Genomic DNA, 25,483 nt, shown 5'->3' on the forward strand with positions numbered 1-25,483 from the left:
GGCTCGCTCGGGGGCGAGCCGTGGCGGCGCACGCGCAGGACGCGGTAGCCCCGTCCGGTGGCGGCCCGATGCACCGAGAAACCGGTCGTGAAGGTGGCGGCGAGCCACCGTTGCAGGGAGTCGGAACCGAGGTTGCGCTGGACGACGAACCACCCGTCGGACCGTTCCGCCAGACGCGGAATCCACCGCTCGAGCATGCCGTGCAGTTCGTTCTTCCCGACGCGGATGGGCGGGTTGGAACGAATCGTTCGGAACGAGATGCCGTCGGGAACATCTTCGGGGCGCACGGCGTTGACATTATCGAGGCCGAGCCGCTCGGCGTTCTGGCGCACCAGGTCGAGAGCGCGCTCGTTGACGTCCACCGCCCAGATCGTCGCGTGCGGCGCGTCCAGGGCGAGGCTCAGAGTGATCGGACCCCAGCCGCTTCCCAGGTCGAGGAAATTCCCGCCGGCGGGCGGGGCGGGGGTGTTGGCCAAGAGCACCGACGTCCCGGCATCCAGGCGGTCGGGACTGAACACTCCGCCCGCGGTCACGACTTCGAGCTCACGCCCGGCGAGGGTGACGCGCAGGCGGCGGAACTGTTCGGGACTCGACGGCGACGCGCTGAAATAGTGGTCGCTCCCCATGCCGGAAGCGTAGCGGACCGGAGCCCTCACCGTGGGGGCGACTAAAGTGCGAGGATGTCGCGGCATCTCCCGCGGACGAAAGGAACACATGACCGAACAGACCACACCCCCGAGCATCGATGAGTCGACGGTGGATCCGGTCGACCGGGTGCTCTCGCGCGCCGACGCGCGTCGCGGGGTCCAGGTCTTCGGAGCGGCGCAGGCTCTGCAGGACGCCGCCACCGCCTCCGGCGGGTCCACAGACGGTGACCAATGGGATCGTGAGGAGCGCGCGGCGCTGCGGCGCGTTCCCGGACTCTCGACCGAACTCGAAGACGTCACCGAGGTCGAGTACCGTCAGCTCCGCCTCGAGAACGTCGTGCTCGTCGGGGTGCACCCGCAGGGCGAGCAGACGGATGCCGAGAACTCGCTTCGGGAGCTCGCTGCGCTGGCCGAGACGGCCGGTGCGGTCGTGCTGGACGGAGTGCTGCAACGCCGTCCGCACCCCGACCCGGCGACGTACGTCGGACGCGGTAAGGCGCAGGAGCTGCGCGACATCGTCGCCGCCGTCGGTGCCGACACCGTCATTGCCGACACGGAGCTCGCGCCGAGCCAGCGGCGTGCCCTGGAAGACGTAGTGAAGGTCAAGGTCATCGACCGCACCACCGTCATCCTCGACATCTTCAGTCAGCACGCGAAGAGCCGAGAGGGCAAAGCGCAGGTCGAGCTCGCACAGCTCGAGTACCTGCTCCCGCGCCTGCGCGGGTGGGGCGATTCGATGTCGCGCCAGGCCGGTGGTCAGGTGGGCGCCGGCGGTGCCGGTATGGGCTCGCGCGGTCCCGGTGAGACGAAGATCGAACTCGATCGACGCCGCATCCGCACCAAGATGGCGCTGCTGCGCAAGCAGCTGCGGGACTTCGCCCCCGCGCGGGAGGCGAAGCGCGCGGAGCGCAAGCGCAACACCATCCCGTCGGTGGCGATCGCGGGGTACACCAACGCCGGCAAGTCGAGCCTGTTGAATCGGCTGACGAGCGCGGGCGTCCTCGTGGAGAACGCTCTGTTCGCGACGCTGGATGCCACCGTCCGTCGCTCCGAGACCACCGACGGCCGCGTCTACACGTTGACCGACACGGTCGGCTTCGTCCGGAACCTTCCGCACCAGCTGGTCGAAGCTTTCCGGTCGACGCTCGAGGAGGTCGGCGACGCCGACGTCATCCTGCATGTCGTCGACGCGTCCCACCCCGACCCGGCCGCGCAGCTGTCGACGGTGCGCGATGTGATGGGCGACGTGGATGCCGACTTCGGACACGAGATCGTGGTGTTCAACAAGGCCGATCTGCTGAGCCCGGACGACCGTCTCGTGCTGCGTGGGCTGGCGCCCGCGGCGCTGTTCGTCTCGTCACGTACGGGCGAGGGCATCGAGGAGCTGCGCGCCGCGATCGAAGACGCGCTGCCGCTGCCCGCGGTCGAGGTACAGGCGGTCGTGCCGTACGACCGCGGCGACCTCGTCTCGGCGGTGCACGAGACGGGCCTCATCGTCGCTCAGGAGCACCGCGAGCACGGAACGTTCCTGCACGCGCACGTCGGCGCGCGCCTCGCCGCCGAGCTCGCGCCGTTCGCGGCCTGATCCACGCCGCTCCGACGGCGCCGCGCCTCCCGGCGGGGCGCCGTCGTGCGCTCGCGCTCAGTCGAGCGCGAGCGGTGTGATCCCGGGCGTGTCGAACCCGAACACCGCGCCGAGGAAGCCGAGTTCGCGCCGCAGGGAGTCCGTCACCGTCTCGGCTCGACGGAAGCCGTGACCCTCGCCCTCGTACAGGACGTACGCGTGCGCGACGCCGTGCGCGGCGAGTGCGTCGCGGATCGCCTCCGCCTGCGACGGCGGGACGACGCGGTCCTCAGATCCCTGCAGGATGAGGAGGGGGACGCGGAATCGCTCGGGGTGCGACAGCGGTGACCGTTCGATGTACACGGCTTCCGCTTCGGGGAGCGGCCCGATGAGACCGTCGAGGTAGCGCGCCTCGAAGTCGTGCGTGTCTTCGGCGAGGGCGCGCGCGTCGCCCACGCCGTAACGGGAGATGCCCGCCGAGAACACGTCGGTGTTCGTGACGGCAGCGAGCACGGTCCAGCCGCCCGCGGACCCGCCGGCGATCGCCAGGCGGTCGGGGTCGGCGAGACCGGCGGACGCGAGAGCGGATGCCGCCGCCGCGACGTCGTCGACGTCGACCACACCCCACTGCCCGAGGAGTCGCTCGCGGTACGCGCGGCCGTACCCCGTGGAACCGCCGTAGTTGACATCGAGGACGCCGATCCCCCGGCTGGTGAAGAACGCCGTCTTCGCCGACGGCGCGGGACCCACGTGAGATGTCGGTCCGCCGTGGACGAGGACGACGTACGGCGGCCGCTCATCGTCGGGCGCCACGACGTCCGGGTTCGTCGGGGGGTAGGCGAAGGCGTGCACCGGACCGTGCGGGCCCTCCGTGGTGAGCGAGCGGGCAATCGGCATCCATTCGACTCCGAAAGGGTCGCCGCCCGTGACCGACGACACCGTGCCCGTGTCGAGGTCGAGCGACCAGAGCGTCGTCCGGCCCTGCGGATCGGACCCTGAGACGAGCACGCGCGATCCGCGGACGTCGTCGATCGAGGCGCCGGCGACCACGGGGACCTCGACGGGTCGGATGCCGCTGGGGGCGATCTCGACGATCTCGTCACCGCCGTTCGTGCGCACGGCGATGATGCGCCCGTCGGGCGTGGCGGCGAACCACCGCGTGCCCAGATCCCACACCGGACCGCCGGTGTCGGCATCGGCGGGAGCGACGGGTTCGGGGGCGCCGTCGAGCGAACGGCGGAACAGGTTCCATCGACCGGTCGGATCGTCGGCGTAGAGGAGCTCGTCGCCGATCCAGACGGGCTGCAGGGGCGCCCGCCGGTCGCCGCCGGCGACATCGCGCACGGCGCCGGTGACCACGTCCGCCACCCGGAGGATCGTGGCGTCCCACGGCAGATCGGGGTGGTTCCACGCGATCCAGGCGAGGTGCCGGCCGTCGGCGGAGAGCGCCGGGTGCGCGAGGAAGGCGCTCCCTTCGGCGAGCACCTCCGACGGGGAACCGTCCAGCGGGATCCGCACGATCGCACGGGCGGGGATGCGCTCCGTGCCGTGGGTCTCGCGGACCGCGAGGAGAGTGCCGTGCTGCCAGCTCAGCCCGCCGTGCCGCACGTCGCCGCCGGCGGGCGTCAGGGCGCGCGGCGCCTCGCCCGGCGTCAGCGCGTACACGCGCTGGTCGGACTTCTCGACGTAGAACAGCTCGCCGTCGTCGGAGGCGGTCCAGGCGCCGCCGCCGTACTCGTGGACGGACGAACGCGCGTTCGCCGGGGCGGGCAACACCGTTTCGACCGACCCATCGGCCAGGCGTCGTCGCACGGCGACGCGTCCGCCCTCGCTGGGCACGGACTCGCCCCACCAGACCTCATCACCCACGATCCGGGCACCGTCGAGCCTCGGCGACGACTGAGCCACCGCCTCGGGCGTCAGGGGAGAGGGCCAGGATCCGTAGGGGAGCGTCTGGGGCATGGCATCCACCCTACGGATGGGGGCGGACGAGCGGTCCGGCTTCGGACTCTTCCGCCAGAGCGTCAGACCGTGCGCAGGACCGCCACGACGCGTCCCAGGACGACGGCCTCGTCGCCGAGGATCGGCTCGAACGCAGAGTTGCGCGGCAGCAGCCACGTGTGACCGTCTCGTCGGCGGAACGTCTTGACGGTCGCCTCGGCGTCGAGCATGGCAGCGACGATCTCCCCGTTCTCCGCGGTGGACTGCGCGCGAACGACCACCCAGTCGCCGTCGCAGATCGCGGCGTCGATCATCGAGTCGCCGGACACCTTGAGCATGAACAGTTCGCCCTTGCCGACGAGCTGACGGGGGAGGGGGAAGATCTCCTCGACCTGCTGGTCGGCGGTGATGGGGACGCCCGCGGCAATGCGGCCGACGAGGGGCACGAGGGCTGCGTCGCCGACGGCGGGGGCGGTGTCGGCCGGGTTCTCGGCGGCGGTGCCGGGTAGGTCGATCAGCACCTCCATGGCGCGCGTCTTGCCGGGGTCGCGGCGGAGGTAGCCGCTCAGCTCGAGCTGGTTGAGCTGGTGGGTGACGCTGGAGAGCGACTTGAGTCCGACGGCGTCACCGATCTCGCGCATGCTCGGCGGATAGCCGTGCCGAGCGATCGAGCGCTGGATCACCTCCAGGATGGCGAGTTGCTTGTCGCTGAGGCTTTTCCGGCGCCGGGTCTGCGGCCGTTCGCGGCCGGCGGCGGTCGTCGCGTCGGTCATGTGTGCTCCCCTCGCGCCGCGGACTCGATGCGGCGGAAATTCGAATGTCGGAGGTCCGTGGTGGGGTCTCCTTGTCGAAACCGTATCCGGTCGACCGGTCGATCACGGCGGAGCGCTCCGCGTGTCGCGTTCGATCGGTGTCCGAGAGCCCCGGTGTTGACACCGTCACAGTATCGAAGATAGATTCGGAATACAGATTCGCACCACCGCCCTCCCGGCCGAGGGCGGGGTGCGAATCTCTCCCCGTAGAGGAGCACACCATGAGCACCATCGCCGTCACCGCCCCCACCACTCGCCTGCGCTTGACCGCCCGCGGTCGTCGCGTGTTCGCCTTCCTGGCCGCTTTGCCCGTGGTCGTGGCGCTCACTCTCGCCGTCGTCGGCGGCGGGGTGGCTCTCGCTTCGAACGAAGCCGGCGCTTCGGCTGGTGCCTTCGCCGAGATCACCGTCATGAACGGCGAGACCCTGTGGTCGATCGCGGAAGACGTGGCGCCCGGCTCCGACCCTCGCGATGTGGTGGCCGAGATCACCCGGTTGAACGCGATCGAGAATGGTTCGGTCACCGCCGGCCAGCGCATCGCCATCCCCGCCGCCTACGCTCTCGGGCGGTGAGCCTCGGCGCCTCGCCGCCTACGATGGGTGGGGTGACTGTGCGCCTCGATGACCTTCCGCTACGTGACGACCTCCGGGGAATGACTCCCTACGGGGCGCCGCAGGCCGCTCTTCCGGTGGCTCTGAACGTGAACGAGAACACGCATCCGGTTCCGGCGGAGGTGGCCGACGACATCCTGGATGCCATCGCCCGCGCGCTGCGCGACGTCAACCGATACCCCGACCGCGAGTTCAGCGGCCTCCGTGAGGCTTTCGCCGACTATCTCGGGCATGGACTGACGCGTGAGCAGATCTGGGCGGCCAACGGATCCAACGAGGTGCTGCAGCACATCCTGCAGGCTTTCGGTGGTCCCGGGCGTCGGGCCCTGGGCTTCGGGCCGACCTATTCGATGTACCCGATCCTCACGCGCGCCACCGGTGCGGAGTGGGTCGCGGGGGAGCGCGAGCACGACTTCACGCTCAGCCCGGCGTCCGCCGCCGAGCAGGTCGTTCGCGAGAACCCGGACATCGTGTTCCTGTGCGCCCCGAACAACCCCACCGGCACCCCCCTCGGCCTCGACGTGATCGAGGCCGTCTATGCCGTGACCGACGGCATCGTCATCGTCGACGAGGCGTATCAGGAGTTCTCGCCGCACGATGAGCCGTCGGCCGTGACGCTGCTTCCCGGTCGTGCGCGTCTGGTGGTGTCGCGCACCATGAGCAAGGCTTTCGCGTTCGCGGGTGCGCGCGTCGGCTACCTGGCCGCCGACCCCGCCGTGATCGACGCCCTTCGCCTGGTGCGGCTGCCCTATCACCTGAGCGCGCTCACGCAGGCTGCAGCCACCGCGGCGCTCGGGCACGCCGACACGATGCTGTCGATGGTCGACGAGATCGTCGCCCAGCGCGACCGCATCTCGGCCACCGTCGCGGCGCTCGGCTACACCGCGCACGCGTCCTGGACCAACTTCGTGCTCTTCGGGGGAGTCGACGATCCGGCGGCGACGTGGAAGGCCCTCTACGATCGCGGAGTCCTCATCCGCGACGTCGGTATCGCCCACCACCTCCGCGTGACGGCGGGCACCGCCGACGAGACGACGGCGTTCCTCGACGCCCTGGCGTCGGTAGGATCGCGAGCATGACCGGTCCCGCCACGTCCCGCACCGCGTCGATCGTCCGCGAGACGAGCGAGTCCCGCGTCGAACTCTCGCTCGACCTCGACGGCACGGGGGCGAGTTCGATCTCGACGAGCGTTCCGTTCTTCGACCACATGCTCACCGCCTTCGCAAAGCACTCGCTGACCGACCTGCGCGTGACGGCGACGGGCGATACGCACATCGACGCCCACCACACGGTCGAGGACACCTCGATCGTGCTCGGTCAGGCGATCCGCCGGGCGCTCGGCGACAAGTCGGGCATCGCCCGCTACGGTGATGCCCTGGTCCCGCTCGACGAGGCGCTCGCTCAGGCCGTCGTCGACATCAGTGGGCGTCCGTACCTCGTCCACACCGGTGAGCCCGCGGGATTCGAACACCACCTCATCGGCGGTCACTTCACGGGTTCCCTCGTCCGCCACTCATTCGAGGCGATCTCCATCCACGCGGGGCTGACCGTTCACGTGCGGGTGCTCGGCGGACGCGACCCGCACCACATCGCCGAAGCCGAGTACAAGGCACTGGCGCGCGCCTTCCGCCAGGCGAAGGCGCTAGATCCGTTCGTCGACGGCATCCCCAGCACCAAGGGAGCGCTGTGAGCAAGCCCCTCGTCGCCGTCTTCGACTACGGGTCGGGCAACGTCCACTCCGCCGTCAAAGCGTTGATCGAGGCGGGTGCGGATGCCCGCTTGACGTCCGACCGTTCGCTTCTTCTCGATGCCGATGGACTCCTCGTACCCGGCGTGGGGGCCTTCCGCGCCGTGATGGACTCCCTGAACGGCAGTCGCGGGGGAGAGATCATCGACCGCCGTCTTGCCGGCGGACGCCCCGTGCTGGGTATCTGCGTCGGTATGCAGGTCATGTTCGGCCGCGGCGTCGAACGGGGCGCCGACACGGAGGGCCTCGGAGAATGGCCGGGAACGGTGTCCGAACTGGCCGCCCCCGTCCTCCCGCACATGGGCTGGAACACCGTGTCGCCGGGCGAGGGGTCGCGTCTGTTCGACGGCCTCGCCGACGAGCGGTTCTACTTCGTGCACTCCTACGCTGCTCAGGAGTGGTCGCTCGAGGTGACACCACCGTTCCCCGAGCCGGTGCTCACGTGGTGCACGTACGGTGCGCCCTTCCTCGCAGCGGTCGAGAACGGCCCCCTCGCCGCGACGCAGTTCCACCCCGAGAAGTCGGGAGAAGCCGGCATCCGGCTCCTCGCGAATTGGATCGACGGGCTGCGCGCGACTACTGTGTGACCTCGTGCCCGGGGCTGGCGAGAGGCGCCTGCCGGCACGAGGAGCCATGAACGATTTCGCGTCCACGCCCGAGCTTGTCCTTCTCCCGGCGGTCGATGTCGCCGACGGCAAGGCCGTCCGACTGACTCAGGGGGAGGCCGGCACCGAGACCAGCTACGGCGACCCGGTGGATGCCGCGATGGACTTCGCTCGGCAGGGTGCGGCGTGGATCCACCTCGTCGACCTTGATGCCGCCTTCGGACGCGGCAACAACACCGCGGTGATGCGCAAGGTCATCAAGCAGGTCAAGGGTGTGCAGGTCGAGCTGTCCGGTGGCATCCGCGATGACCGTTCGCTCGAGGCGGCGCTGGAAAGCGGTGCGAGCCGGATCAACCTCGGAACCGCGGCGCTGGAGAACCCCGAGTGGGCTGCCGACGTCATCAACCGCTACGGAGAGGCCATCGCGGTCGGACTGGACGTGCGCGGCACGACCCTGGCCGCGCGCGGCTGGACCCGTGACGGCGGCGATCTGTGGACCGTCCTGGAGCGTCTCGAGGATGCCGGCTGCAGTCGGTACGTCGTCACCGACGTCACGAAGGACGGCACTCTCCGCGGCCCCAACCTCGAACTGCTGCGCGAACTGACCCAGCGCACGCCGAAGCCGGTCGTGGCATCCGGTGGCGTGTCGAGCCTCGATGACATAGCGGCTCTGCGCGAGCTCGTGCCGCTGGGTGTCGAGGGCGCGATCGTCGGCAAGGCTCTCTACGCGGGCCAGTTCACCCTGGCCGAGGCGCTGGATGTCGCCGGGCACTGACGATCACCGCGCCGATTCGGCGGGCGTCCCGTGGGAGGGTCGCCGGTTCGAATCGAACCCGCATTCCGGTGACGACGGCTCGGCCGATCCGGGGCTCCTCGCGGCCTTGCAGGCGTTCGCCGCGGGAGGGGCCGATGCCGGTGCGGTCGTCGAGGCGTATCGCACCGCTCGGCTGCTCATCCCGCTGGTCGCCGAGAAGGGGGATCACGGCGTCGGGCCCCACGGACTCGAGGTCGACAAGACCCAGGAGCTGTCGATCGTCACGGTCGCGGCTCCCGACGGTCGCAAGGTGCTGCCGGTGTTCAGCTCCGTCGACGCCATGCAGCGGTGGGATGCCACGGCGCGGCCCGTCCCCGCGGACGGTCGCCGCACCGCTCTCGCCGCAGCATCCGAGGACACCGAGCTCATCGTGATCGACCCGGCGTCCGAAACCGAGTTCGTCCTGCGCCGGCCGGCCGTGTGGGCGATCGCTCAGGGCGAGTCGTGGGAGCCGGCACACGTGTCGCCCGCTGTGTTCACGGGTCTGCAGGAGAGCATCTCGGGAGAGCTCGCGGTCCTCGACTTCGCGGTCCAGCCCGGCGACCCCACGGGTCGGCTGCGCGGTCCCGAACTCGTCGTCCACCTGCGGCTCATGGCCGGACTCGACCAGGAGGAGTTGGATGCCGTGCTCGCGCGCCTCGCTCGCCGGTGGGCCGCCGACGACCGCGTCGCCGTCCTGGTCGACTCCCTGACCGTGAAGCTCCACCGCCCCACCGACCTCTGACCCCGCGCCGAGGACAGGCCACGTGCCGGGGACAGGCCGCTCCCGCCGGAATCGCCCTGTTCTCGCGGCATCCCCTGTGCTCAGCGCACCGCACGACGGGCCTTATCGTCCCCCGCGGGTGTCACGCGGGAGCTGTCCAGCGGCCGAGGAGGGGGAGGGCCTTGTCGTCCCCGGCGGGTGTCACCGAGGAGCTGTCCTGCGGCACAGAACGGAGGGATGCCATCCTCCTGAGGCAATCGGGCGAGGGGCCCTGCTGTTGCCTCGGGAGGACGGCATCCCGGAGTCCGGTACGCCTGAACGAGCGACCTAGTTGACGGGACCCGTCCACTTCTCGCCCGGCCCCTTGCCGATGGGGTCGGGGATCGCAGAGGCCTCGCGGAAGGCGAGCTGCAGGGAGCGGAGGCCGTCACGGAGCGATCGCGCGTGCATGTCGCTGATCTCGGGCGCTCCGGCGGTGATGAGTCCGGCGAGGGCGTTGATGAGCTTGCGCGCCTCGTCCAGGTCGATCTGCTGCTGCGGATCGTCGGCGAGCCCGACCTTCACTGCGGCGGCGCTCATGAGGTGCACGGCGGTCGTGGTGATGACCTCGACGGCGGGGACATCGGCGATGTCGCGGCTGGCGGAGGCGGAGACGCGCTCCTGCTCCTCCCACCGCGCGAGGCGCTCGGCATCCTGTGCGGAATGGGCGTCGTCGGGGGGAATCGTGTCCACGTGGTTCTCTCTGCTAGACTGTGGCGGGCTTCGGAGCGTTCTGCTCCGTACGAAAGAGGATCACATCCCACCCGCGCTTGCCGCTCCAGGCTACCGGGTTCCCGCACTCCACTCCGTTTCGCGCGGAGTCGTCTGGGTGCAGAAGCCGGTGCCGATGGCATCGTGCCGGGTGGTTCGTCTCCTCTTCGCCCGTGATTCGCCAGGATCGCGGCGGCCGTCATCAGTAGACAAGAGGAGTCCCGCATCAGCGATCCCCGCACCAACGAGCGCATCCGAGTCCCGGAGGTCCGTCTCGTCGGACCCAACGGCGAGCAGGTCGGCATCGTCCGAATCGAAGCTGCGCTGCGCCTGGCCCAGGAAGCGGACCTCGACTTGGTCGAGGTCGCCCCGAGCTCCAAGCCGCCCGTGGTCAAGATCATGGATTACGGCAAGTTCAAGTACGAGGCCGCTCAGAAGGCCAAGGAAGCGCGTCGCAATCAGGCGAACACCGTCCTCAAAGAGGTTCGGTTCCGTCTGAAGATCGAGGCGCACGATTACATCACCAAGCTCAAGCGCGCCGAGGGCTTCCTGCAGGCCGGCGACAAGGTCAAGGCGATGATCCTCTTCCGTGGTCGTGAGCAGTCCCGTCCCGAGCAGGGCGTGCGTCTGTTGCGCAAGTTCGCCGAGGATGTCGCCGAGTTCGGCACCGTCGAGTCGAACCCCACGATCGACGGTCGCAACATGGTGATGGTCGTGGCTCCGCACAAGAACAAATCCGAGGTCAAGACCGAGCAGAACGCGCAGCGCGCGGCGAACCGCGAAGCGGCACGCAGCGCCGCCCGCGGCGACTCGGACCCCGAGGACACCGCTGAACCGGCATCCGCCGAATAAGCTCCCCGACTCCCGCTCCGCCGGGAACCCCAACGAAGGAAGACAGATGCCGAAGCAGAAGACCCACTCGGGCGCCAAGAAGCGTTTCAAGTTGACCGGTAGCGGCAAGCTCATGAAGCAGCAGGCCGGCATGCGGCACAACCTCGAGGGCAAGGCCTCCAAGCGCACCCGTCGCCTGAACCAGGAGCAGGTTCTGGCCAAGGGTGACTCGAAGGTCGCCAAGAAGCTCCTCGGCCTCTGAGCGCCGACGCACGTTAGGAAGAATGAGAAATGGCTAGAGTCAAGCGGGCAGTCAACGCCCACAAGAAGCGTCGCGTCATCCTCGAGCGCGCCTCCGGTTACCGGGGTCAGCGTTCGCGTCTGTACCGCAAGGCGAAGGAGCAGGTGACCCACTCGCTCGTCTACGCGTACCGCGACCGTCGCAAGCGCAAGGGCGACTTCCGTCGTCTGTGGATCCAGCGCATCAACGCCGCGAGCCGCCAGAACGGCCTCACGTACAACCGCTTCATCCAGGGCCTCGGCCTCGCGGGTGTGCAGGTCGACCGCCGCATGCTCGCCGAGCTCGCGGTGAACGAGCCCGCCGTGTTCGCCTCGCTCGTCGCGACCGCCAAGGCTGCGCTCCCCAGCGACGTCAACGCCGCCAAGACCGCGTAATCACCCGGTTCCCACGAACGGGCGTCCTCTCCGGAGGGCGCCCGTTCGGCGTTTCCGCCCGAATCCCGGGGCGCATGCCGGTCGCGTCATACACTGGGGGCGTGCTGGAGAACCCCCGTTCGCCGCGGGTGCGCGCCGTGGCCAAGCTGAGCAAGCGCGCCGCTCGTCAGGAGACCGGTCTGTTCCTCCTGGAGGGGCCGCAGGCGGCACGCGAGGCGCTCGCGTGGGCGTCCGAAACGGTGCTCGAGCTGTACGCCACCCCGACCGCGCTCGAGAAGCACACGGACGTGCGCGACGCCGCGATCGATGCCGGCGTCGACGTGCAGTACACGACGGAGGCCGTCCTGGATGCCATGGCCGATACGGTCACTCCGCAGGGCATCGTCGCGGTGGCCCGGCAGTCGCCGACGGCGCTGAAGGACATCCTGGCAGAGGGACCGCGCCTCCTCGCGATCTGCGAGGAAGTGCGCGACCCGGGCAACCTCGGCACGATCATCCGCGCGGCGGACGCGGCTGGCGCGGACGCGGTGATCCTCACGGGCCGCACGGTCGATCTCTACAATCCGAAGGTCGTCCGGTCGACGACGGGATCGCTGTTTCATCTGCCGGTCGCGCTCGACCTCGATCTCGCCGATGTCGTGGAGCGCGTGCACGAGGCCGGCCTGCGCGTCGTTGCCGCCGATGTCGGGGGCGACGACTTCGTGGCATCCCGCGACCTTCTCAGCCGTCCGACGGCGTGGCTGTTCGGCAACGAGGCGCGCGGTCTCGACGAGACCGCGTTGGCGTACGCCGACCAGGCCCTGCGCCTACCGATCTACGGCCGCGCGGAGTCGCTGAACCTCGCCACCGCCGCGAGCGTGTGCCTCTACGAGACGGCGTTCGCGCAGCGCGCGGGGTGATTCCGCTGTTACGGAACGGTTAAGGCGCGCGTCACGGTGTGGTCGCTCCCGCATCCGTCTCCTAAGGTGGGCGAATGGCATCCGTTCCCCCGGCGGGCCCCGAGCCCCTCGTCGTCCTCTCCGACGTGCAGAAGCACTACGGCCAGTTCCAGGCACTGAAGGACATCGACCTCACCGTCGACCGTGGCGAGGTCGTCGTCGTGATCGGACCGTCGGGGTCGGGTAAATCCACCCTCTGCCGCACGATCAACCGCCTCGAGACCATCACGAGCGGCACCATCACTATCGATGGCAAAGAGCTCCCCAAAGAGGGCAAGGGCTTGGCCGAGTTGCGCGCCGACGTGGGCATGGTCTTCCAGTCCTTCAATCTGTTCGCGCACCTGACGATCCTCGAGAACGTCACGCTCGGACCCATCAAGGTCCGCAAGCTCAAGAAGGCGGATGCCGAGAGCGAAGCGCGGGCGCTCCTCGAGCGGGTCGGCGTCGGTCACCAGGCCGACAAGCTACCGGCCCAACTCTCCGGTGGTCAGCAGCAGCGCGTCGCCATCGCTCGCGCCCTCGCGATGAAGCCGAAGGTCATGCTGTTCGACGAGCCCACCTCAGCCCTCGACCCCGAGATGATCAACGAGGTCCTCGACGTCATGGTCGGTCTCGCTGCTGACGGCATGACGATGATCGTCGTGACCCACGAGATGGGATTCGCGCGGAAGGCCGCGAACCGTGTCGTCTTCATGGCCGACGGCCAGATCGTCGAGCAGGCGGCGCCGGAACAGTTCTTCACACGACCCGAGTCCGATCGCGCGAAGGACTTCCTCTCGAAGCTCATCACTCACTGACTCCGCAGCGGAACGACGGCGTTCCGCTCTGCTCTCCGCGCCGGCCGAGCCGGCGTCCCCCCGTATCCCCTCCGCACAGCACACGTAACCAAGGAGACATCACATGCGTAAGACACGCTTCCTCACCGGTGCCGGCATCCTCGCCGCCGGAGTCCTGGCCCTGACGGCCTGCAACAGCGGTACCCCCGGAGCGGCGCCCGGCGCCGAGGGCGGCGACTCCGCCCAGCTCTGGGAGGTCGCTTCCGAGGTGTCGCTCGACGGCAGCCCGACGTACGAGCGCATGGTGTCGGCCGACAAGGTCGTCGTCGGGGTCAAGGAGGACCAGCCCGGCCTCGGCTTCAAGGACCCCATCACCGACGAGCGCGGCGGATTCGACGTCGAGATCGCGCAGTGGATCGCCGCCTCGCTCGGCTTCGACGCCGAGCAGATCGAGTACAAGACGATTCCCTCCGCGAACCGTGAGCAGGAGCTCGTCAACGGGAACATCGACTACTACGTCGGTACGTACTCCATCACGGACAAGCGTAAGGAGTCGATCGACTTCGCCGGTCCGTACCTCATCACCGGTCAGGGTCTGCTGGTCGCCGCCGACGACGAGTCCATCTCGGAGCCCGACGACCTCGCGGGCAAGATCGTCTGCTCCGTGACCGGCTCGACGCCGCTGCAGCGGATCCGCGATGAGTACGCGCCCGGTGACACGGTCGAATACGACACCTACACGCAGTGCCTCGAGCAGCTGCGTGGCGGTTCTGTCGACGCCGTCACGACCGACCAGGCCATCCTCGCCGGGTACGTCGCGCAGGAGCCCGAAACGTTCAAGATCGCGGGAGACACCTTCAGCGAGGAGCGGTACGGCGTCGGTCTGCCGAAGGGTGACACCGTGCTGAAGGACCACATCAACGCCCTGTTCAACGACGGCGGCGAGGTCTGGACCGCGCTCTTCGACAAGAACCTCGCGCCGGCAGGTATCGAGGGCGAGCAGCCGACCGCCGACGAGTGATCCGTTCGGGGGCGGTGCTCCGTGCCGCCCCCGAACCCCGTTCTTCCCGAGACAAGGACCACGCATGGGTGTCATCACCGACAACCTCGATATCTGGAGCGAAGCGCTCGTCGGCACGATCGTGCTCTTCTTCGCCGGCGGTGCCCTCGCGCTGGTGCTGGGCGTCATCGTGGGCGCGATGCGAGTGTCACCCGTGCCGATCGCCCGCGGCGTGGGCACCTTCTATGTCAGCGCCATCAGAAACACGCCGCTGACGCTGGTGTTCTTCGCGTTCGTGTTCGCCCTGCCGCCGCTGCTGGGCCTGCGGCTGACCGGCAACGTCTCCTTGACGCTCGGCATCTGTGCGCTGGGGATCTACACAGCGACGTACGTCGCCGAGGCGATCCGGTCGGGCGTCAACACCGTCCCCCTCGGGCAGGCGGAGGCGGCCCGAGCCCTGGGCCTCGGTTTCGGTCAGGTCATGTCGCTCGTGGTCCTCCCGCAGGCGTTCCGATCGGTCATCCCTCCGATGATGAGTGTCTTCATCGCTCTCCTGAAGAACACCACGGTCGCCGCCGGCTTCTCGATCGTGAACCTGGGCTCGGTGCGCAACTATCTGAGCGAACGCGGCGAGAACGCGTTCGTGGTCATCCTGTGGATAATGGTCGTCTTTGTCGCGCTCGTCCTGCTGCTGTCGTGGTTGCAGCGAACGCTCGAGAACCGATGGAGGGTCACGCGATGAGCAGCGTCCTGTACGACGTCCCCGGGCCCCGGGCCATCGTCCGCAATCGCATCCTCGGAGTCGTCACGGTCCTCGTCGTGCTGGGGATCGTGGGGTTCTTCGTCTGGCGCCTCGCCGACACCGGACAGTTCACGGCACAGAAGTGGTCGGCGTTCACCTACACCAACGTGTGGGCGAGCATCTTCGACGCCACGCTCGCCACGCTGGCTGCTTTCGGCGCGGCGGCCCTCGGGGCCCTGGCCCTCGGATTCGTGCTCGCCATCGGTCGGCTCTCCGACCACGCCTGGGTGCGGCGTCCGTTCATCGCCGTCATCGAGGTCTTCCGAGCCATCCCGGTGCTCGTCTTCATGTTCCTCCTCTACTACGGCTTCCCCGTCATCGGCATCCGGATGGAACCGTATTGGGCCGTCGTCATCGCCCTCGTTTGCTACAACGGCTCCGTTCTCGCGGAGGTCATCCGCGCCGGCGTCGAGTCGCTGCCGCGCGGCCAGACCGAGGCGGGCTACGCCCTCGGGCTCCGCAAGGCGGGCGTGATGCGCCTCATCCTGCTGCCGCAGGCGATTCGGGCCATGATGCCCGTGATCATCGCCCAGCTCGTCGTGACGCTGAAGGACACCGCGCTCGGCTTCATCATCACCTACCCCGAACTGCTGTTCTACGCCAAGTACATCGGGGCGCAGCCGGTCGTCGGTTCGCCGATCGTCCCCGCGACGATCGTCGTCGGGGCGATCTACATCGCACTGTGCCTGCTGCTGTCGTTCGTGGCCACCCTCGTCGAGAAGCGCCTGCGCCGGTCGCCGCGTGTGACCGGAGTCGCTGCCGCCGCACCGGCGGCCCCGCAGGGCGGGACCGACACGGCCCTGATCGTCGCGCAGCGGGGCGGCCCCGGGGCGGAGTGAGGCCGACGGCGGGAGGGGGAGTGTCTCCGCGCGTCGGTAGACTCGGTTCTCGTGTCTGACGCACCCGAGATCACGCCCGAGGCCGTCGCCTCCGCCGTCGATGCCGCGCTCGCCGCGCTCGCCGGCGCCGCGACCACGGCCGACCTGAAGGCCGCCCGAGCCGCGCATGCGGGAGAGCAGTCGCCGCTGTCGCGACTCAACGCCCAGTTGCGCCACGTGGCTCCCGAGAACAAGGCCGCCTTCGGGAAGCTCGTCGGGCAGGCGCGTGCGCGTGTCAACCAGGCGTTCGCGGCGCGCGAGACCGAGGTCGCCGAGGCCGAGACCGCTGCGCGGCTCGAGGCTGAGCGGATCGATGTCACGGCGCTGCCGCAGCGTGCGCGCGTGGGGGCGCGGCATCCCATCTCCCTTCTGCAAGAGCAGGTGTCCGACATCTTCGTGGGCATGGGGTGGGAGATCGCCGAGGGGCCCGAGCTCGAGCACGAGTGGTTCAACTTCGACGCGCTGAACTTCGACGTCGACCACCCGGCGCGGCAGATGCAGGACACCTTCTTCGTCGATCCCGTCGCCCGTCACCTCGTGATGCGCACGCACACGAGTCCCGTGCAGGTGCGGTCCATGCTCGAGCGCGACCTTCCCATCTACGTCCTGTGCCCGGGCCGGGTGTACCGCACCGACGAATTCGACGCGACACACCTCCCGGTCTTCACGCAGTTCGAGGGCCTCGTCATCGATAAGGGCATCACGATGGCGCACCTCAAGGGCACGCTCGACCACGCTGCCCGCGTCCTCTTCGGGCCCGAGGCCAAGACCCGCTTCCGCGCCAACTTCTTCCCGTTCACCGAACCGAGCGCCGAGCTCGATCTGTGGCATCCGACCTTCAAGGGCGGGGCGCGCTGGATCGAGTGGGGTGGCTGCGGGATGGTGAACCCCAACGTCCTCCGGGCCGCCGGGATCGATCCCGAGGAGTACTCGGGCTTCGCGTTCGGCATGGGCATCGAGCGCACGCTCATGTTCCGCAGCGACGTCCAAGACATGCGCGACATGGCCGAGGGCGATGTCCGCTTCAGCGAGCAGTTCGGAATGGTGGTCTGATGCGCGTCCCGCTCTCCTGGTTGCGCGAGTACGTCGATGTGCCGGCGGATGCCACACCCGAGGACGTTCTCGCGGCGCTGGTGTCGGTCGGCTTCGAAGAAGAGGACGTGCACCGTTTCGAGCTCTCCGGCCCCATCGTGGTCGGTGAGGTGACGGAGTTCGCTCCCGAGCCGCAGTCCAACGGCAAGACGATCCGCTGGTGCCAGGTCGACGTGGGCGAGGAACACGGCGGCATCCGCGGGATCGTGTGCGGAGCCGGCAACTTCTTCGAGGGCGACAAGGTCGTTGTGACGCTCCCGGGCGCCGTGCTCCCCGGCCCCTTCCCGATCGCGGCCCGGAAGACGTACGGTCACGTGTCCGACGGCATGATCGCCTCCGCGCGCGAACTCGGCCTCGGCGACGAGCACAACGGCATCCTTCGACTGATCGATCTCGGCATGGACGCGCCGGTCGGGACCGACGCGATCGCGCTGCTCGGCCTCGACGACGTCGCCGTCGAGATCAACGTCACGCCCGATCGCGGGTACGCGCTGTCGGTGCGCGGTGTCGCCCGCGAGTACTCCCACGCCACGGGGGCTGCCTTCCGCGACCCGGCCGAACGTGAGTGGGGCGACCTCGATCCGGGTACCGGTTTTCCGATCACGGTCGATGACCGTGCGCCCATCCGCGGGCGGGTCGGCGCGACCGAGTTCGTCGCGCGGATCGTCCGCGGTGTCGACCCCACGAAGCCCACGCCGGCCTCAATGATCGCGCGTCTCTCGCTCGCCGGCATCCGCTCACTGGGCGTGCTCATCGACATCACGAACTACGTGATGCTCGAACTCGGTGAGCCGATCCACGGGTACGACCTCGATCGCCTCCAGGGCGGCATCACCGTGCGTCGCGCGACACCCGGCGAGAAGCTCGAGACGCTCGACGGCAAGGTCCGCACGCTGGATCCCGAAGACCTGCTGATCACCGACGAGTCCGGTCCCATCGGCCTCGCCGGCGTCATGGGCGGCGGGACGACCGAGATGACCGATGCGACCCGCAACGTGCTCATCGAGGCTGCGATCTTCGACACCGTCTCGATCGCCCGCACCGCACGCCGGCACAAGCTCCCCTCCGAGGCCTCCCGCCGGTTCGAGCGCGGGGTCGACCCGATGATCCCGTTCGCCGCGGCGCGCCGCGTCGCCGACCTCATGGTCGCGTACGCGGGCGGCACGCTGGACACGAGCATCGGCGGGGCGCTGCGGGCCGAGGTGCACATCGAAGGGATCCCGTTGCCCGCCGGCTTCGTGCCCGGTCTCATCGGCGTCGACTACACCGACGACGAGACCGAGGGAGCGCTGCGGCTCATCGGCTGCACCGTCGAGCGCCGCGCGGAGGAGTGGATCGTGGTCCCGCCGTCCTGGCGCCCCGACCTCACCGACAAGTGGACGCTGGCCGAAGAGGTGGCGCGCATCGAGGGCTACGACCGGATCCCGTCGGTGCTGCCGACGCCGCCGTCCGGCCGCGGACTCACCTCTGCTCAGCAGGGGCGCCGTCGCGTCGCCAACGCTCTGGCGGCGGCCGGGTTCGTCGAGACGCCGTCGTTCCCGTTCACCACCGCCGAGCAGAACGATCTGCACGGGTCCCCCTCGGGCGAGTCGCTGCCGAGCGTCAAGCTCGCGAACCCGCTCGACGGGCTGGCTCCGTTCCTGCGCCGCTCGCTCGTGCCCGGTCTGCTGCAGGTCGCGCACCGCAACCTGTCGCGCGGGATCGTCGATCTCGCCCTCTTCGAGACGGGCACGGTCTTCCTGCCGAAGCCGGGCGTGCAGTACGGAACGGTGTCGGTCCCGCCGCTCGCGGTCCGTCCCGATGCCGCGACTCTGACCGCGCTGGATGCCTCGATTCCCCCGCAGCGTCGGCACGTCGCCGTGCTGCTGACGGGTCACCGTGTGGCCAAGCAGCCGGGGCAGGCGGCCGTCGCGTCGGACCTTGCCGATGCGGTGGACGCGGTGCGCGTGCTCGCCGGGGCCGCCGGCGTCGACGTCGAACTGGTCCAGGCGCAGCGCGCGGCGCTGCACCCGGGTCGCACGGCACGGGTCCTCGTCGCCGGCGTCGATGTCGGCTACGTCGGCGAGCTGCTCCCGACGGTCGCGGCCGCGGCCGATCTTCCCGGACGCGTGCTGGTGGCCGAGCTCGACCTCGATGCACTGCTCGAGCGCGCGCAGGCGCGTGTGGTCGCGGCATCCCTGTCGGGCTTTCCGGCGGCGACGCAGGACGTCTCGGTCGTCGTGCCCGCCGAGGTCGCCGCGGGCGCCGTGCGGGCCGCTCTTCTCGAGGGCGGCGCGCCCCTCCTCGAGGGTGTGCGCCTGGTCGACGACTACCGCGGCCCGGGCGTTGCCGACGGGGCGAAGAGCCTCACGTTCGCGCTGCGCTTCCGCGCGGCGGATCGCACGCTGACGGCCCTCGAGGCCACGGACGCCAAGATGGCGGGCATCGCGCTGGCGGGGGAGCGGTTCGGCGCCGCGATCCGCGACGGCGACGTGAGCGCCTGATCCGCGCGGGCGGCCCGACCGGGAGATCCGGATGTGGCCTGCCCTCATCGCCGACGAGGGGGCAGTCGGAAGTGGTCGGCGATGAGGGCAGTGTCATGAGCATACCCCCTACTTGTCCCCCAAATGGGGGACAAGCTGAAAGAAGTCGTTGCGTGGAGTATCGACGCGCTGGACCAGCGCGAGCGCACGACGGATTTGCCCCTCTCCGGCCGCGACCGGTACCCTCGCGGAATGTCGTCGATCGTCTTCAGCTACGAGGAGCTCTCCGTGAGCACCGTTGCTGTGCGTCGACGTCGGGTCGCACGCCGAGTCTCGGCGACCTCGTAACCCGCCGCCGGTCGGGCATGCGGGTGTCGCCGCCCCGGTTCACGCTGATCACAGCCACAGCCCCGACTCCTAAGGTGGATCCATGACCCTCTCGGTCGCCGTCTCCGGCGCCTCCGGATACGCGGGCGGCGAGATCCTTCGCCTGCTCTCCGCCCATCCCGAGGTGGAGATCCGTACCGTCACCGCGCACTCGAGCGCGGGACAGCCGTTGGTCTCGCACCAGCCGCATCTGCGTTCCCTCGGGCATCTCACACTCCAGCCGACGACCCCCGAGGTGCTCTCCGGCCACGACGTGGTGTTCCTCGCCCTCCCGCACGGCCAGTCGGCCCAGTACACCGATGCGCTGGGGGACACCGCGCTCGTCATCGACGCGGGCGCCGATCACCGGCTCACCTCCGCGACCGACTGGGCGGCCTTCTACGGTGGCGATCACCCCGAACCGTGGGCCTACGGCGTCCCGGAACTCCCCGTCGGCGGCGGCAAGCAGCGGGATCTGCTGCGGGGCGCGACCCGGATCGCCGCGCCCGGCTGCAACGCGTCGACGGTGTCGCTCTCCCTGGCCCCCGGAGTCGCGGCAGGCGTGATCGATCCGGGGGACATCGTGTCCGTGCTGGCGGTCGGGCCGAGCGGCGCGGGCAAGTCCGCGAAGACGAACCTCCTCGCGAGCGAGGTCCTCGGCACGGCCAACCCCTACGCGGTCGGCGGTACCCACCGGCACATCCCCGAGATCCGCCAGGCTCTGGCCGCCGCCGGGGCCCCGGTCGATGGCATCCGGATCTCCTTCACCCCGGTCCTCGTGCCCATGGCGCGCGGCATCCTGGCGACGTCGTCGGCGCCGATTCGGGAGGGGGCGACGGATGCCGAGATCCGAGCGGCGTGGGAAGACGCCTACGCCGGTGAGCCCTTCGTCGAGCTGCTTCCCGCCGGCTCCGTCCCTCGCACGGCCGACGTGCTCGGCGCCAACGTCGCGTCCCTCGGAATCGCCATCGACCGCGCGGCGAACCGCGTCGTCGTCGTCGCCGCCGTCGACAATCTGGTGAAGGGCACCGCGGGCGCCGCGGTGCAATCCATGAACCTCGCGCTGGGTCTCCCCGAGATCACGGCCCTTCCCCTGAACGGAGTCGCCCCGTGAGCGTGACCGTCCCCCGAGGATTCGAGGCGGCCGGCGTCGCCGTCGGACTCAAGTCCACCGGCGCCCGTGATGTCGCCGTCGTCGTGAACCGAGGGCCGCTCAAGGTCGGCGCCGCGGTGTTCACATCGAACCGCGCCAAGGCCAACCCGATCCTGTGGTCGGAGCAGGTCGTGCGCGACGGGGTGGTGGAGGCGGTCGTCCTCAACTCGGGTGGTGCGAACTGCTTCACCGGCGCGTTCGGCTTCCAGACCACCCATCAGACGGCGGAACGTGCCGCCGAGCTCCTCGGCATCGGGGCGGGCGATGTCGTCGTGTGCTCGACCGGGCTCATCGGCACCGGCGACGAGGTCTTCCGCGCCAAGGTGCTCGACGGTGTCGACAAGGGCGTGGCTGCGCTGTCGGTCGAGGGGGGTGACGATGCCTCGCTCGCGATCATGACGACGGACTCCCGTCCGAAGCGTGCGGTGCACGTCGGAGACGGCTGGAGCATCGGCGGCATGGCGAAGGGTGCCGGCATGCTGGCTCCGGGCCTCGCGACGATGCTGGTAGTCCTCACGACCGACGTCGTGCTGGATGCGGCCGAGGCCGACGAGGCACTACGGGCCGCGACGCGCGTGAGCTTCGACCGTCTCGACTCCGACGGGTGCATGTCGACCAACGATCAGGTGACGCTGCTGGTCAGCGGGGCCAGTGGCATCCGAGTGGATGCCGACGAGTTCGCCGCCGCGCTCACGGCGGTGTGCGATGACCTCGCCGCGCAGTTGCAGGGTGACGCCGAAGGCGCGAGCCACGACATCACGATCCGGGTCGTCGGGGCCGCGTCCGAGGACGACGCCGTGGACGTGGGGCGCTCGATCGCGCGCAACAACCTCTTCAAGGCCGCGATCTTCGGCAACGACCCGAACTGGGGTCGCGTCCTCGCCGCCATCGGCACCACGCGGGCAGAGTTCGACCCCTATGACGTCGACGTGTGGATGAACGGCGTACGGGTGTGCTCGGCGGGCGGCCCCGACCGTCCGCGCGAGGACGTCGACCTGACCCCGCGCGCGACCGACCTCGTCGTCGATCTCCGCGTGGGCGACGCCGCGGCGACGATCCGCACGAACGACCTCACTCACGACTACGTCCACGAGAACAGCGCCTACTCCTCATGATCGACATCGACATCCAGGACACCGATCCGACGGCGGCCAGCGAACGGGCGGTGACTCTCGTCGAGTCGCTGCCGTGGGTGCGCAAGTACCGCGACCAAGTCGTGGTCGTGAAGTACGGCGGCAATGCGATGGTCAGCGACGAGCTGCAGGACGCGTTCGCGGCCGACATCGCGTACCTCCGCTACGTGGGGGTCAAGCCGGTCGTCGTCCACGGCGGCGGTCCGCAGATCTCGTCGATGCTGAACCGCCTCGACATCCCCAGCGAGTTCCGCGGCGGGTACCGCGTCACCTCGACCGAGGCCATCGGGGTGGTGCGCATGGTGCTCACCGGCCAGATCAACCCCCAACTGGTCGCCAAGGTCAACGCGCACGGTCCGCTCGCGACGGGTCTCAGCGGAGAGGATGCCGGACTCTTCGGCGGACGCCGACGCGGTGTCGTCGTCGACGGCGTCGAGCACGACCTCGGCCGCGTGGGCGACGTCGTCACCGTCGATCCGCAGCCGGTCCTGGACCACCTCGCTGCGGGCCGCGTGCCGATCGTCTCGTCGATCGCTCCCGACCTCGACCACCCCGGCACGTCGCTCAACGTCAACGCGGACGCGGCAGCCGCCGCTCTCGCGGTCGCGCTGAATGCGAAGAAGCTCGTGGTTCTCACGGATGTGCCCGGCCTCTACGCCGATTGGCCCAACCGGGATTCGCTCGTCTCGCACCTCACGTCGACGGAGCTGCGCGCGATGGTGCCGCGGCTGGAGTCGGGGATGATCCCCAAGATGCAGGCGTGCCTCGACGCGGTCGACGGGGGAGTGCCCACGGCCGCGATCATCGACGGCCGCGTGCCGCACTCGGTGCTCGTCGAACTCTTCACCAGCAAAGGAATCGGAACGGAGGTGGTCGCGTGAACGCGGACACGACACAGGGATCGTCCGCCGGGCCCGCCCCTTCGTGGCAGGAGGATGCCGGGCGCGACCTCGTCCGCAGCTTCGGCGACCGCATGGCGTTGTTCGTCCGCGGTGAGGGCGCGTACGTGTGGGACGGGGACGGGAAGAGATACCTCGACTTCCTCGCGGGAATCGCGGTGGACGCTCTCGGTCATGCCCACCCGACCTTCGTCGAGGCCGTCGCGACGCAGGCCGCGACCTTGACGCACGTCTCGAACTACTTCGCCACGCCGCCGCAGCTCGCGCTCGCCGCCCGGCTGAAGCGCCTCGCGGGCACGGGGGACGCCGGACGCGTGTACTTCGCGAACTCCGGCGCGGAGGCCAACGAAGCGGCCTTCAAGCTCGCGCGGCTCCACGGCCGGGGGACGCAGCGCACGCGCATCCTCGCCCTGAAGAACGGCTTCCACGGCCGCACGATGGGGGCCCTCGCGCTGACCGGGAAGCCGGCGCTGCAGGCGGACTTCCTCCCGATGGTCCCCGGCGTCGAGCACATCGATGCCACCATCGACGCGCTCGAGGCGGCCGCCGACGACCGCGTGGCCGCGTTCATCGTCGAGCCCATCCAGGGCGAGGCGGGTGTGGTCGAGCTGCCCGACGGGTACCTCGAGGCGGCGCGTGAGATCACGGCGCGTCACGGGGCACTCCTCATCGTGGACGAGATCCAGACGGGTGCCGGGCGGACGGGCGAGTGGTTCGCGTTCCAGCACGCCGGGATCGTCCCGGATGCGATCACGGTCGCCAAGGGTATCGGCGGTGGATTCCCGATCGGTGCCCTCATCACCTTCGGTGCGGCGAGCGAGCTGTTCTTCCCGGGCACGCACGGCTCGACCTACGGCGGCAACGCGCTGGGAACGGCCGTGGCGGGGGCGGTCCTCGGTGAGATCGAGGCGTCCGGGCTGCTCGCCAACGCCTCGGCGCGCGAGGAGCAGCTGCGCGCGGGTATCGCCGGGCTCGGATCCCCGCTCGTCGCCGGCGTCCGCGGGCGCGGTCTCCTCCTCGGCGTCGCTCTGGCCCACCCGGTGGCCAAGGCGGTCGTCGCCGCGGCCCAGGAGCACGGCCTCATCGTCAACGCCGCGAACGACGAGACGATCCGACTCGCCCCGCCCCTGATCATCGGGGATGCCGAGATCTCCGAGTTCCTCACGCTGTTCGGCGCAGCGCTGGCCACCGCCGCCGACGCCCTCATGATCGATGAGTCCGCCGCCGCGGCGACCGAAGGAGTACCCGCGTGACCCGCCACCTGCTGCGCGACGACGATCTCACCCCCGCCGAGCAGGCCGAGATCCTCGACCTCGCCCTCGAACTCAAGAAGGACCGCTGGGCGCAGAAGCCGCTCGCCGGTCCGCAGACCGTCGCCGTCATCTTCGACAAGTCGTCGACCCGTACCCGCGTCTCGTTCGCGGTCGGTATCGCCGATCTCGGCGGCTCCCCGCTCATCATCTCGACGGCCAACAGTCAGCTGGGCGGCAAGGAGACCCCGTCCGACACGGCGCGCGTCCTGGAACGGCAGGTCGCCGCGATCGTGTGGCGCACCTATGCGCAGGCGGGTCTGGAGGAGATGGCGCGCGGAACACGTGTTCCCGTCATCAACGCCCTGAGCGACGACTTCCACCCGTGTCAGCTGCTGGCCGACCTGCTGACGATTCGCGAGCACAAGGGCGAGCTGACGGGGCTGACGCTGTCGTTCTTCGGCGACGGCCGGAGCAACATGGCCCACTCGTACGTGCTCGCGGGCGTCACCGCCGGTATGCACGTGCGGGTCGCCTCTCCCGCCGACTACGCGCCCCGCCCGGATGTAATCGCCGATGCCGAGCGCATCGCGGCCGCGACGGGCGGATCGATCACGCTGAGCACCGACCCCGAGGCCGCGGCATCCGGAGCCGATGTCGTCGTCACCGACACCTGGGTCTCGATGGGCAAGGAGGAGGAGAAGATCGCGCGCATCCGCGACCTCGGCGGGTTCAAGGTCACGACCGACCTCATGGCTCGTGCCGACAAGGCCGCGCTCTTCATCCACTGCCTCCCCGCTGACCGCGGCTACGAGGTCGACGCGGAGGTCATCGACGGACCGCAGAGTGTGGTGTGGGACGAGGCCGAGAACCGGTTGCACGCCCAGAAGGCGCTGCTGGTGTGGCTGTTGCGCCAGGACTGATCGCCCGGACGGGACGTGCGTGGGATCGCTTCGACGGTCCGCGCCGCCTCGTCGGCATCGATCTCGCCCGAGGGCTCGCCGTCATCGGAATGCTCGCGGCGCATCTCCTGG

The 25,483-nt window shown here is 69.7% G+C and carries 26 protein-coding genes; 22 read left to right on the top strand and 4 right to left on the bottom strand.

Annotated elements, in window-relative coordinates:
- Positions 1-626, bottom strand: a 626-nt coding sequence (locus D8Y23_RS12230) for a class I SAM-dependent methyltransferase (protein WP_128218406.1), incomplete at its 3' end; no start/stop codon positions are given.
- 277 nt (positions 627-903) lie between these two features.
- On the opposite strand from D8Y23_RS12230, the gene hflX reads away from it, so the two are divergent.
- Complete coding sequence (gene hflX, locus D8Y23_RS12235; RefSeq protein WP_428844481.1) at positions 904-2,232, top strand: GTPase HflX; 1,329 nt, start codon at positions 904-906, stop codon at positions 2,230-2,232.
- A 57-nt stretch (positions 2,233-2,289) separates the two neighbouring features.
- Here hflX and D8Y23_RS12240 read toward each other — a convergent pair whose 3' ends face one another.
- The gene (locus D8Y23_RS12240) at positions 2,290-4,173 is read right to left on the bottom strand and encodes a S9 family peptidase (RefSeq protein WP_128218408.1); all 1,884 of its coding nucleotides are present in this window, start codon (positions 4,171-4,173) and stop codon (positions 2,290-2,292) included.
- Positions 4,174-4,235: 62 nt separating this feature from the next.
- Positions 4,236-4,925, bottom strand: a complete 690-nt coding sequence (gene lexA / locus D8Y23_RS12245; RefSeq protein ID WP_128218409.1) for a transcriptional repressor LexA — start codon at positions 4,923-4,925, stop codon at positions 4,236-4,238.
- Between the two features lie 260 nt (positions 4,926-5,185).
- Between lexA and D8Y23_RS12250 the strand changes: the two genes are divergently transcribed.
- The 6 genes from D8Y23_RS12250 to D8Y23_RS12275 are packed head-to-tail and all read left to right on the top strand — an operon-like array spanning position 5,186 to position 9,465.
- Entirely contained in the window at positions 5,186-5,536 is a 351-nt protein-coding gene (locus D8Y23_RS12250; protein WP_128218410.1) for a LysM peptidoglycan-binding domain-containing protein, read from the top strand.
- A 32-nt stretch (positions 5,537-5,568) separates the two neighbouring features.
- On the top strand, positions 5,569-6,654 hold the full coding sequence (locus D8Y23_RS12255; protein ID WP_428844480.1) for a histidinol-phosphate transaminase: 1,086 nt from the start codon (positions 5,569-5,571) through the stop codon (positions 6,652-6,654).
- A complete protein-coding gene (gene hisB / locus D8Y23_RS12260; protein WP_128218411.1) occupies positions 6,651-7,265 on the top strand; it encodes an imidazoleglycerol-phosphate dehydratase HisB in 615 nt (204 codons plus the stop codon). Before D8Y23_RS12255 ends, hisB begins: the two co-directional genes overlap by 4 nt.
- Positions 7,262-7,909 carry an imidazole glycerol phosphate synthase subunit HisH gene (hisH, locus tag D8Y23_RS12265; RefSeq protein ID WP_128218412.1) on the top strand — a complete coding sequence of 216 codons (648 nt, stop codon included), beginning with the start codon at positions 7,262-7,264 and terminating at the stop codon, positions 7,907-7,909. Before hisB ends, hisH begins: the two co-directional genes overlap by 4 nt.
- Before the next feature lie 46 nt (positions 7,910-7,955).
- Positions 7,956-8,702 carry a bifunctional 1-(5-phosphoribosyl)-5-((5-phosphoribosylamino)methylideneamino)imidazole-4-carboxamide isomerase/phosphoribosylanthranilate isomerase PriA gene (gene priA, locus D8Y23_RS12270; RefSeq protein ID WP_128218413.1) on the top strand — a complete coding sequence of 249 codons (747 nt, stop codon included), beginning with the start codon at positions 7,956-7,958 and terminating at the stop codon, positions 8,700-8,702.
- Complete coding sequence (locus tag D8Y23_RS12275; RefSeq protein ID WP_128218414.1) at positions 8,686-9,465, top strand: SseB family protein; 780 nt, start codon at positions 8,686-8,688, stop codon at positions 9,463-9,465. Before priA ends, D8Y23_RS12275 begins: the two co-directional genes overlap by 17 nt.
- 306 nt (positions 9,466-9,771) lie before the next feature.
- Here D8Y23_RS12275 and D8Y23_RS12280 read toward each other — a convergent pair whose 3' ends face one another.
- Entirely contained in the window at positions 9,772-10,176 is a 405-nt protein-coding gene (locus D8Y23_RS12280) for a DUF1844 domain-containing protein (RefSeq protein WP_128218415.1), read from the bottom strand.
- 243 nt (positions 10,177-10,419) lie between these two features.
- On the opposite strand from D8Y23_RS12280, the gene infC reads away from it, so the two are divergent.
- From infC to argF, 15 genes are all read left to right on the top strand, one after another.
- Entirely contained in the window at positions 10,420-11,046 is a 627-nt protein-coding gene (infC, locus tag D8Y23_RS12285; RefSeq protein WP_128218416.1) for a translation initiation factor IF-3, read from the top strand.
- 46 nt (positions 11,047-11,092) lie between these two features.
- On the top strand, positions 11,093-11,287 hold the full coding sequence (rpmI, locus tag D8Y23_RS12290) for a 50S ribosomal protein L35 (RefSeq protein WP_013583375.1): 195 nt from the start codon (positions 11,093-11,095) through the stop codon (positions 11,285-11,287).
- A 29-nt stretch (positions 11,288-11,316) separates the two neighbouring features.
- Positions 11,317-11,700 carry a 50S ribosomal protein L20 gene (gene rplT / locus D8Y23_RS12295; RefSeq protein WP_063257942.1) on the top strand — a complete coding sequence of 128 codons (384 nt, stop codon included), beginning with the start codon at positions 11,317-11,319 and terminating at the stop codon, positions 11,698-11,700.
- 101 nt (positions 11,701-11,801) lie between these two features.
- On the top strand, positions 11,802-12,599 hold the full coding sequence (locus D8Y23_RS12300; protein WP_128218417.1) for a TrmH family RNA methyltransferase: 798 nt from the start codon (positions 11,802-11,804) through the stop codon (positions 12,597-12,599).
- 74 nt (positions 12,600-12,673) lie between these two features.
- The gene (locus D8Y23_RS12305; RefSeq protein ID WP_128218418.1) at positions 12,674-13,435 is read left to right on the top strand and encodes an amino acid ABC transporter ATP-binding protein; all 762 of its coding nucleotides are present in this window, start codon (positions 12,674-12,676) and stop codon (positions 13,433-13,435) included.
- Positions 13,436-13,538: 103 nt separating this feature from the next.
- Positions 13,539-14,435 carry a glutamate ABC transporter substrate-binding protein gene (locus D8Y23_RS12310; protein ID WP_128218419.1) on the top strand — a complete coding sequence of 299 codons (897 nt, stop codon included), beginning with the start codon at positions 13,539-13,541 and terminating at the stop codon, positions 14,433-14,435.
- 64 nt (positions 14,436-14,499) lie between these two features.
- The gene (locus tag D8Y23_RS12315; protein ID WP_128218420.1) at positions 14,500-15,156 is read left to right on the top strand and encodes an amino acid ABC transporter permease; all 657 of its coding nucleotides are present in this window, start codon (positions 14,500-14,502) and stop codon (positions 15,154-15,156) included.
- Positions 15,153-16,055, top strand: coding sequence for an amino acid ABC transporter permease (locus tag D8Y23_RS12320; protein ID WP_128218421.1), 903 nt, complete (start codon positions 15,153-15,155; stop codon positions 16,053-16,055). Before D8Y23_RS12315 ends, D8Y23_RS12320 begins: the two co-directional genes overlap by 4 nt.
- Positions 16,056-16,106: 51 nt before the next feature.
- Entirely contained in the window at positions 16,107-17,147 is a 1,041-nt protein-coding gene (pheS, locus tag D8Y23_RS12325; protein ID WP_128218422.1) for a phenylalanine--tRNA ligase subunit alpha, read from the top strand.
- A complete protein-coding gene (gene pheT, locus D8Y23_RS12330; RefSeq protein ID WP_128218423.1) occupies positions 17,147-19,669 on the top strand; it encodes a phenylalanine--tRNA ligase subunit beta in 2,523 nt (840 codons plus the stop codon). Before pheS ends, pheT begins: the two co-directional genes overlap by 1 nt.
- Before the next feature lie 409 nt (positions 19,670-20,078).
- On the top strand, positions 20,079-21,128 hold the full coding sequence (argC, locus tag D8Y23_RS12335; RefSeq protein ID WP_128218424.1) for an N-acetyl-gamma-glutamyl-phosphate reductase: 1,050 nt from the start codon (positions 20,079-20,081) through the stop codon (positions 21,126-21,128).
- A complete protein-coding gene (argJ, locus tag D8Y23_RS12340) occupies positions 21,125-22,282 on the top strand; it encodes a bifunctional glutamate N-acetyltransferase/amino-acid acetyltransferase ArgJ (RefSeq protein WP_128218425.1) in 1,158 nt (385 codons plus the stop codon). Before argC ends, argJ begins: the two co-directional genes overlap by 4 nt.
- The gene (gene argB / locus D8Y23_RS12345; RefSeq protein ID WP_128218426.1) at positions 22,279-23,181 is read left to right on the top strand and encodes an acetylglutamate kinase; all 903 of its coding nucleotides are present in this window, start codon (positions 22,279-22,281) and stop codon (positions 23,179-23,181) included. Before argJ ends, argB begins: the two co-directional genes overlap by 4 nt.
- Positions 23,178-24,452, top strand: a complete 1,275-nt coding sequence (locus tag D8Y23_RS12350; protein ID WP_128218427.1) for an acetylornithine transaminase — start codon at positions 23,178-23,180, stop codon at positions 24,450-24,452. Before argB ends, D8Y23_RS12350 begins: the two co-directional genes overlap by 4 nt.
- Complete coding sequence (gene argF, locus D8Y23_RS12355) at positions 24,449-25,372, top strand: ornithine carbamoyltransferase (protein ID WP_128218428.1); 924 nt, start codon at positions 24,449-24,451, stop codon at positions 25,370-25,372. Before D8Y23_RS12350 ends, argF begins: the two co-directional genes overlap by 4 nt.
- Positions 25,373-25,483 lie beyond the last annotated feature (111 nt).

The organism is Microbacterium enclense (assembly GCF_004022425.1).
Taxonomy (GTDB): Bacteria; Actinomycetota; Actinomycetes; order Actinomycetales; family Microbacteriaceae; genus Microbacterium; species Microbacterium enclense_A.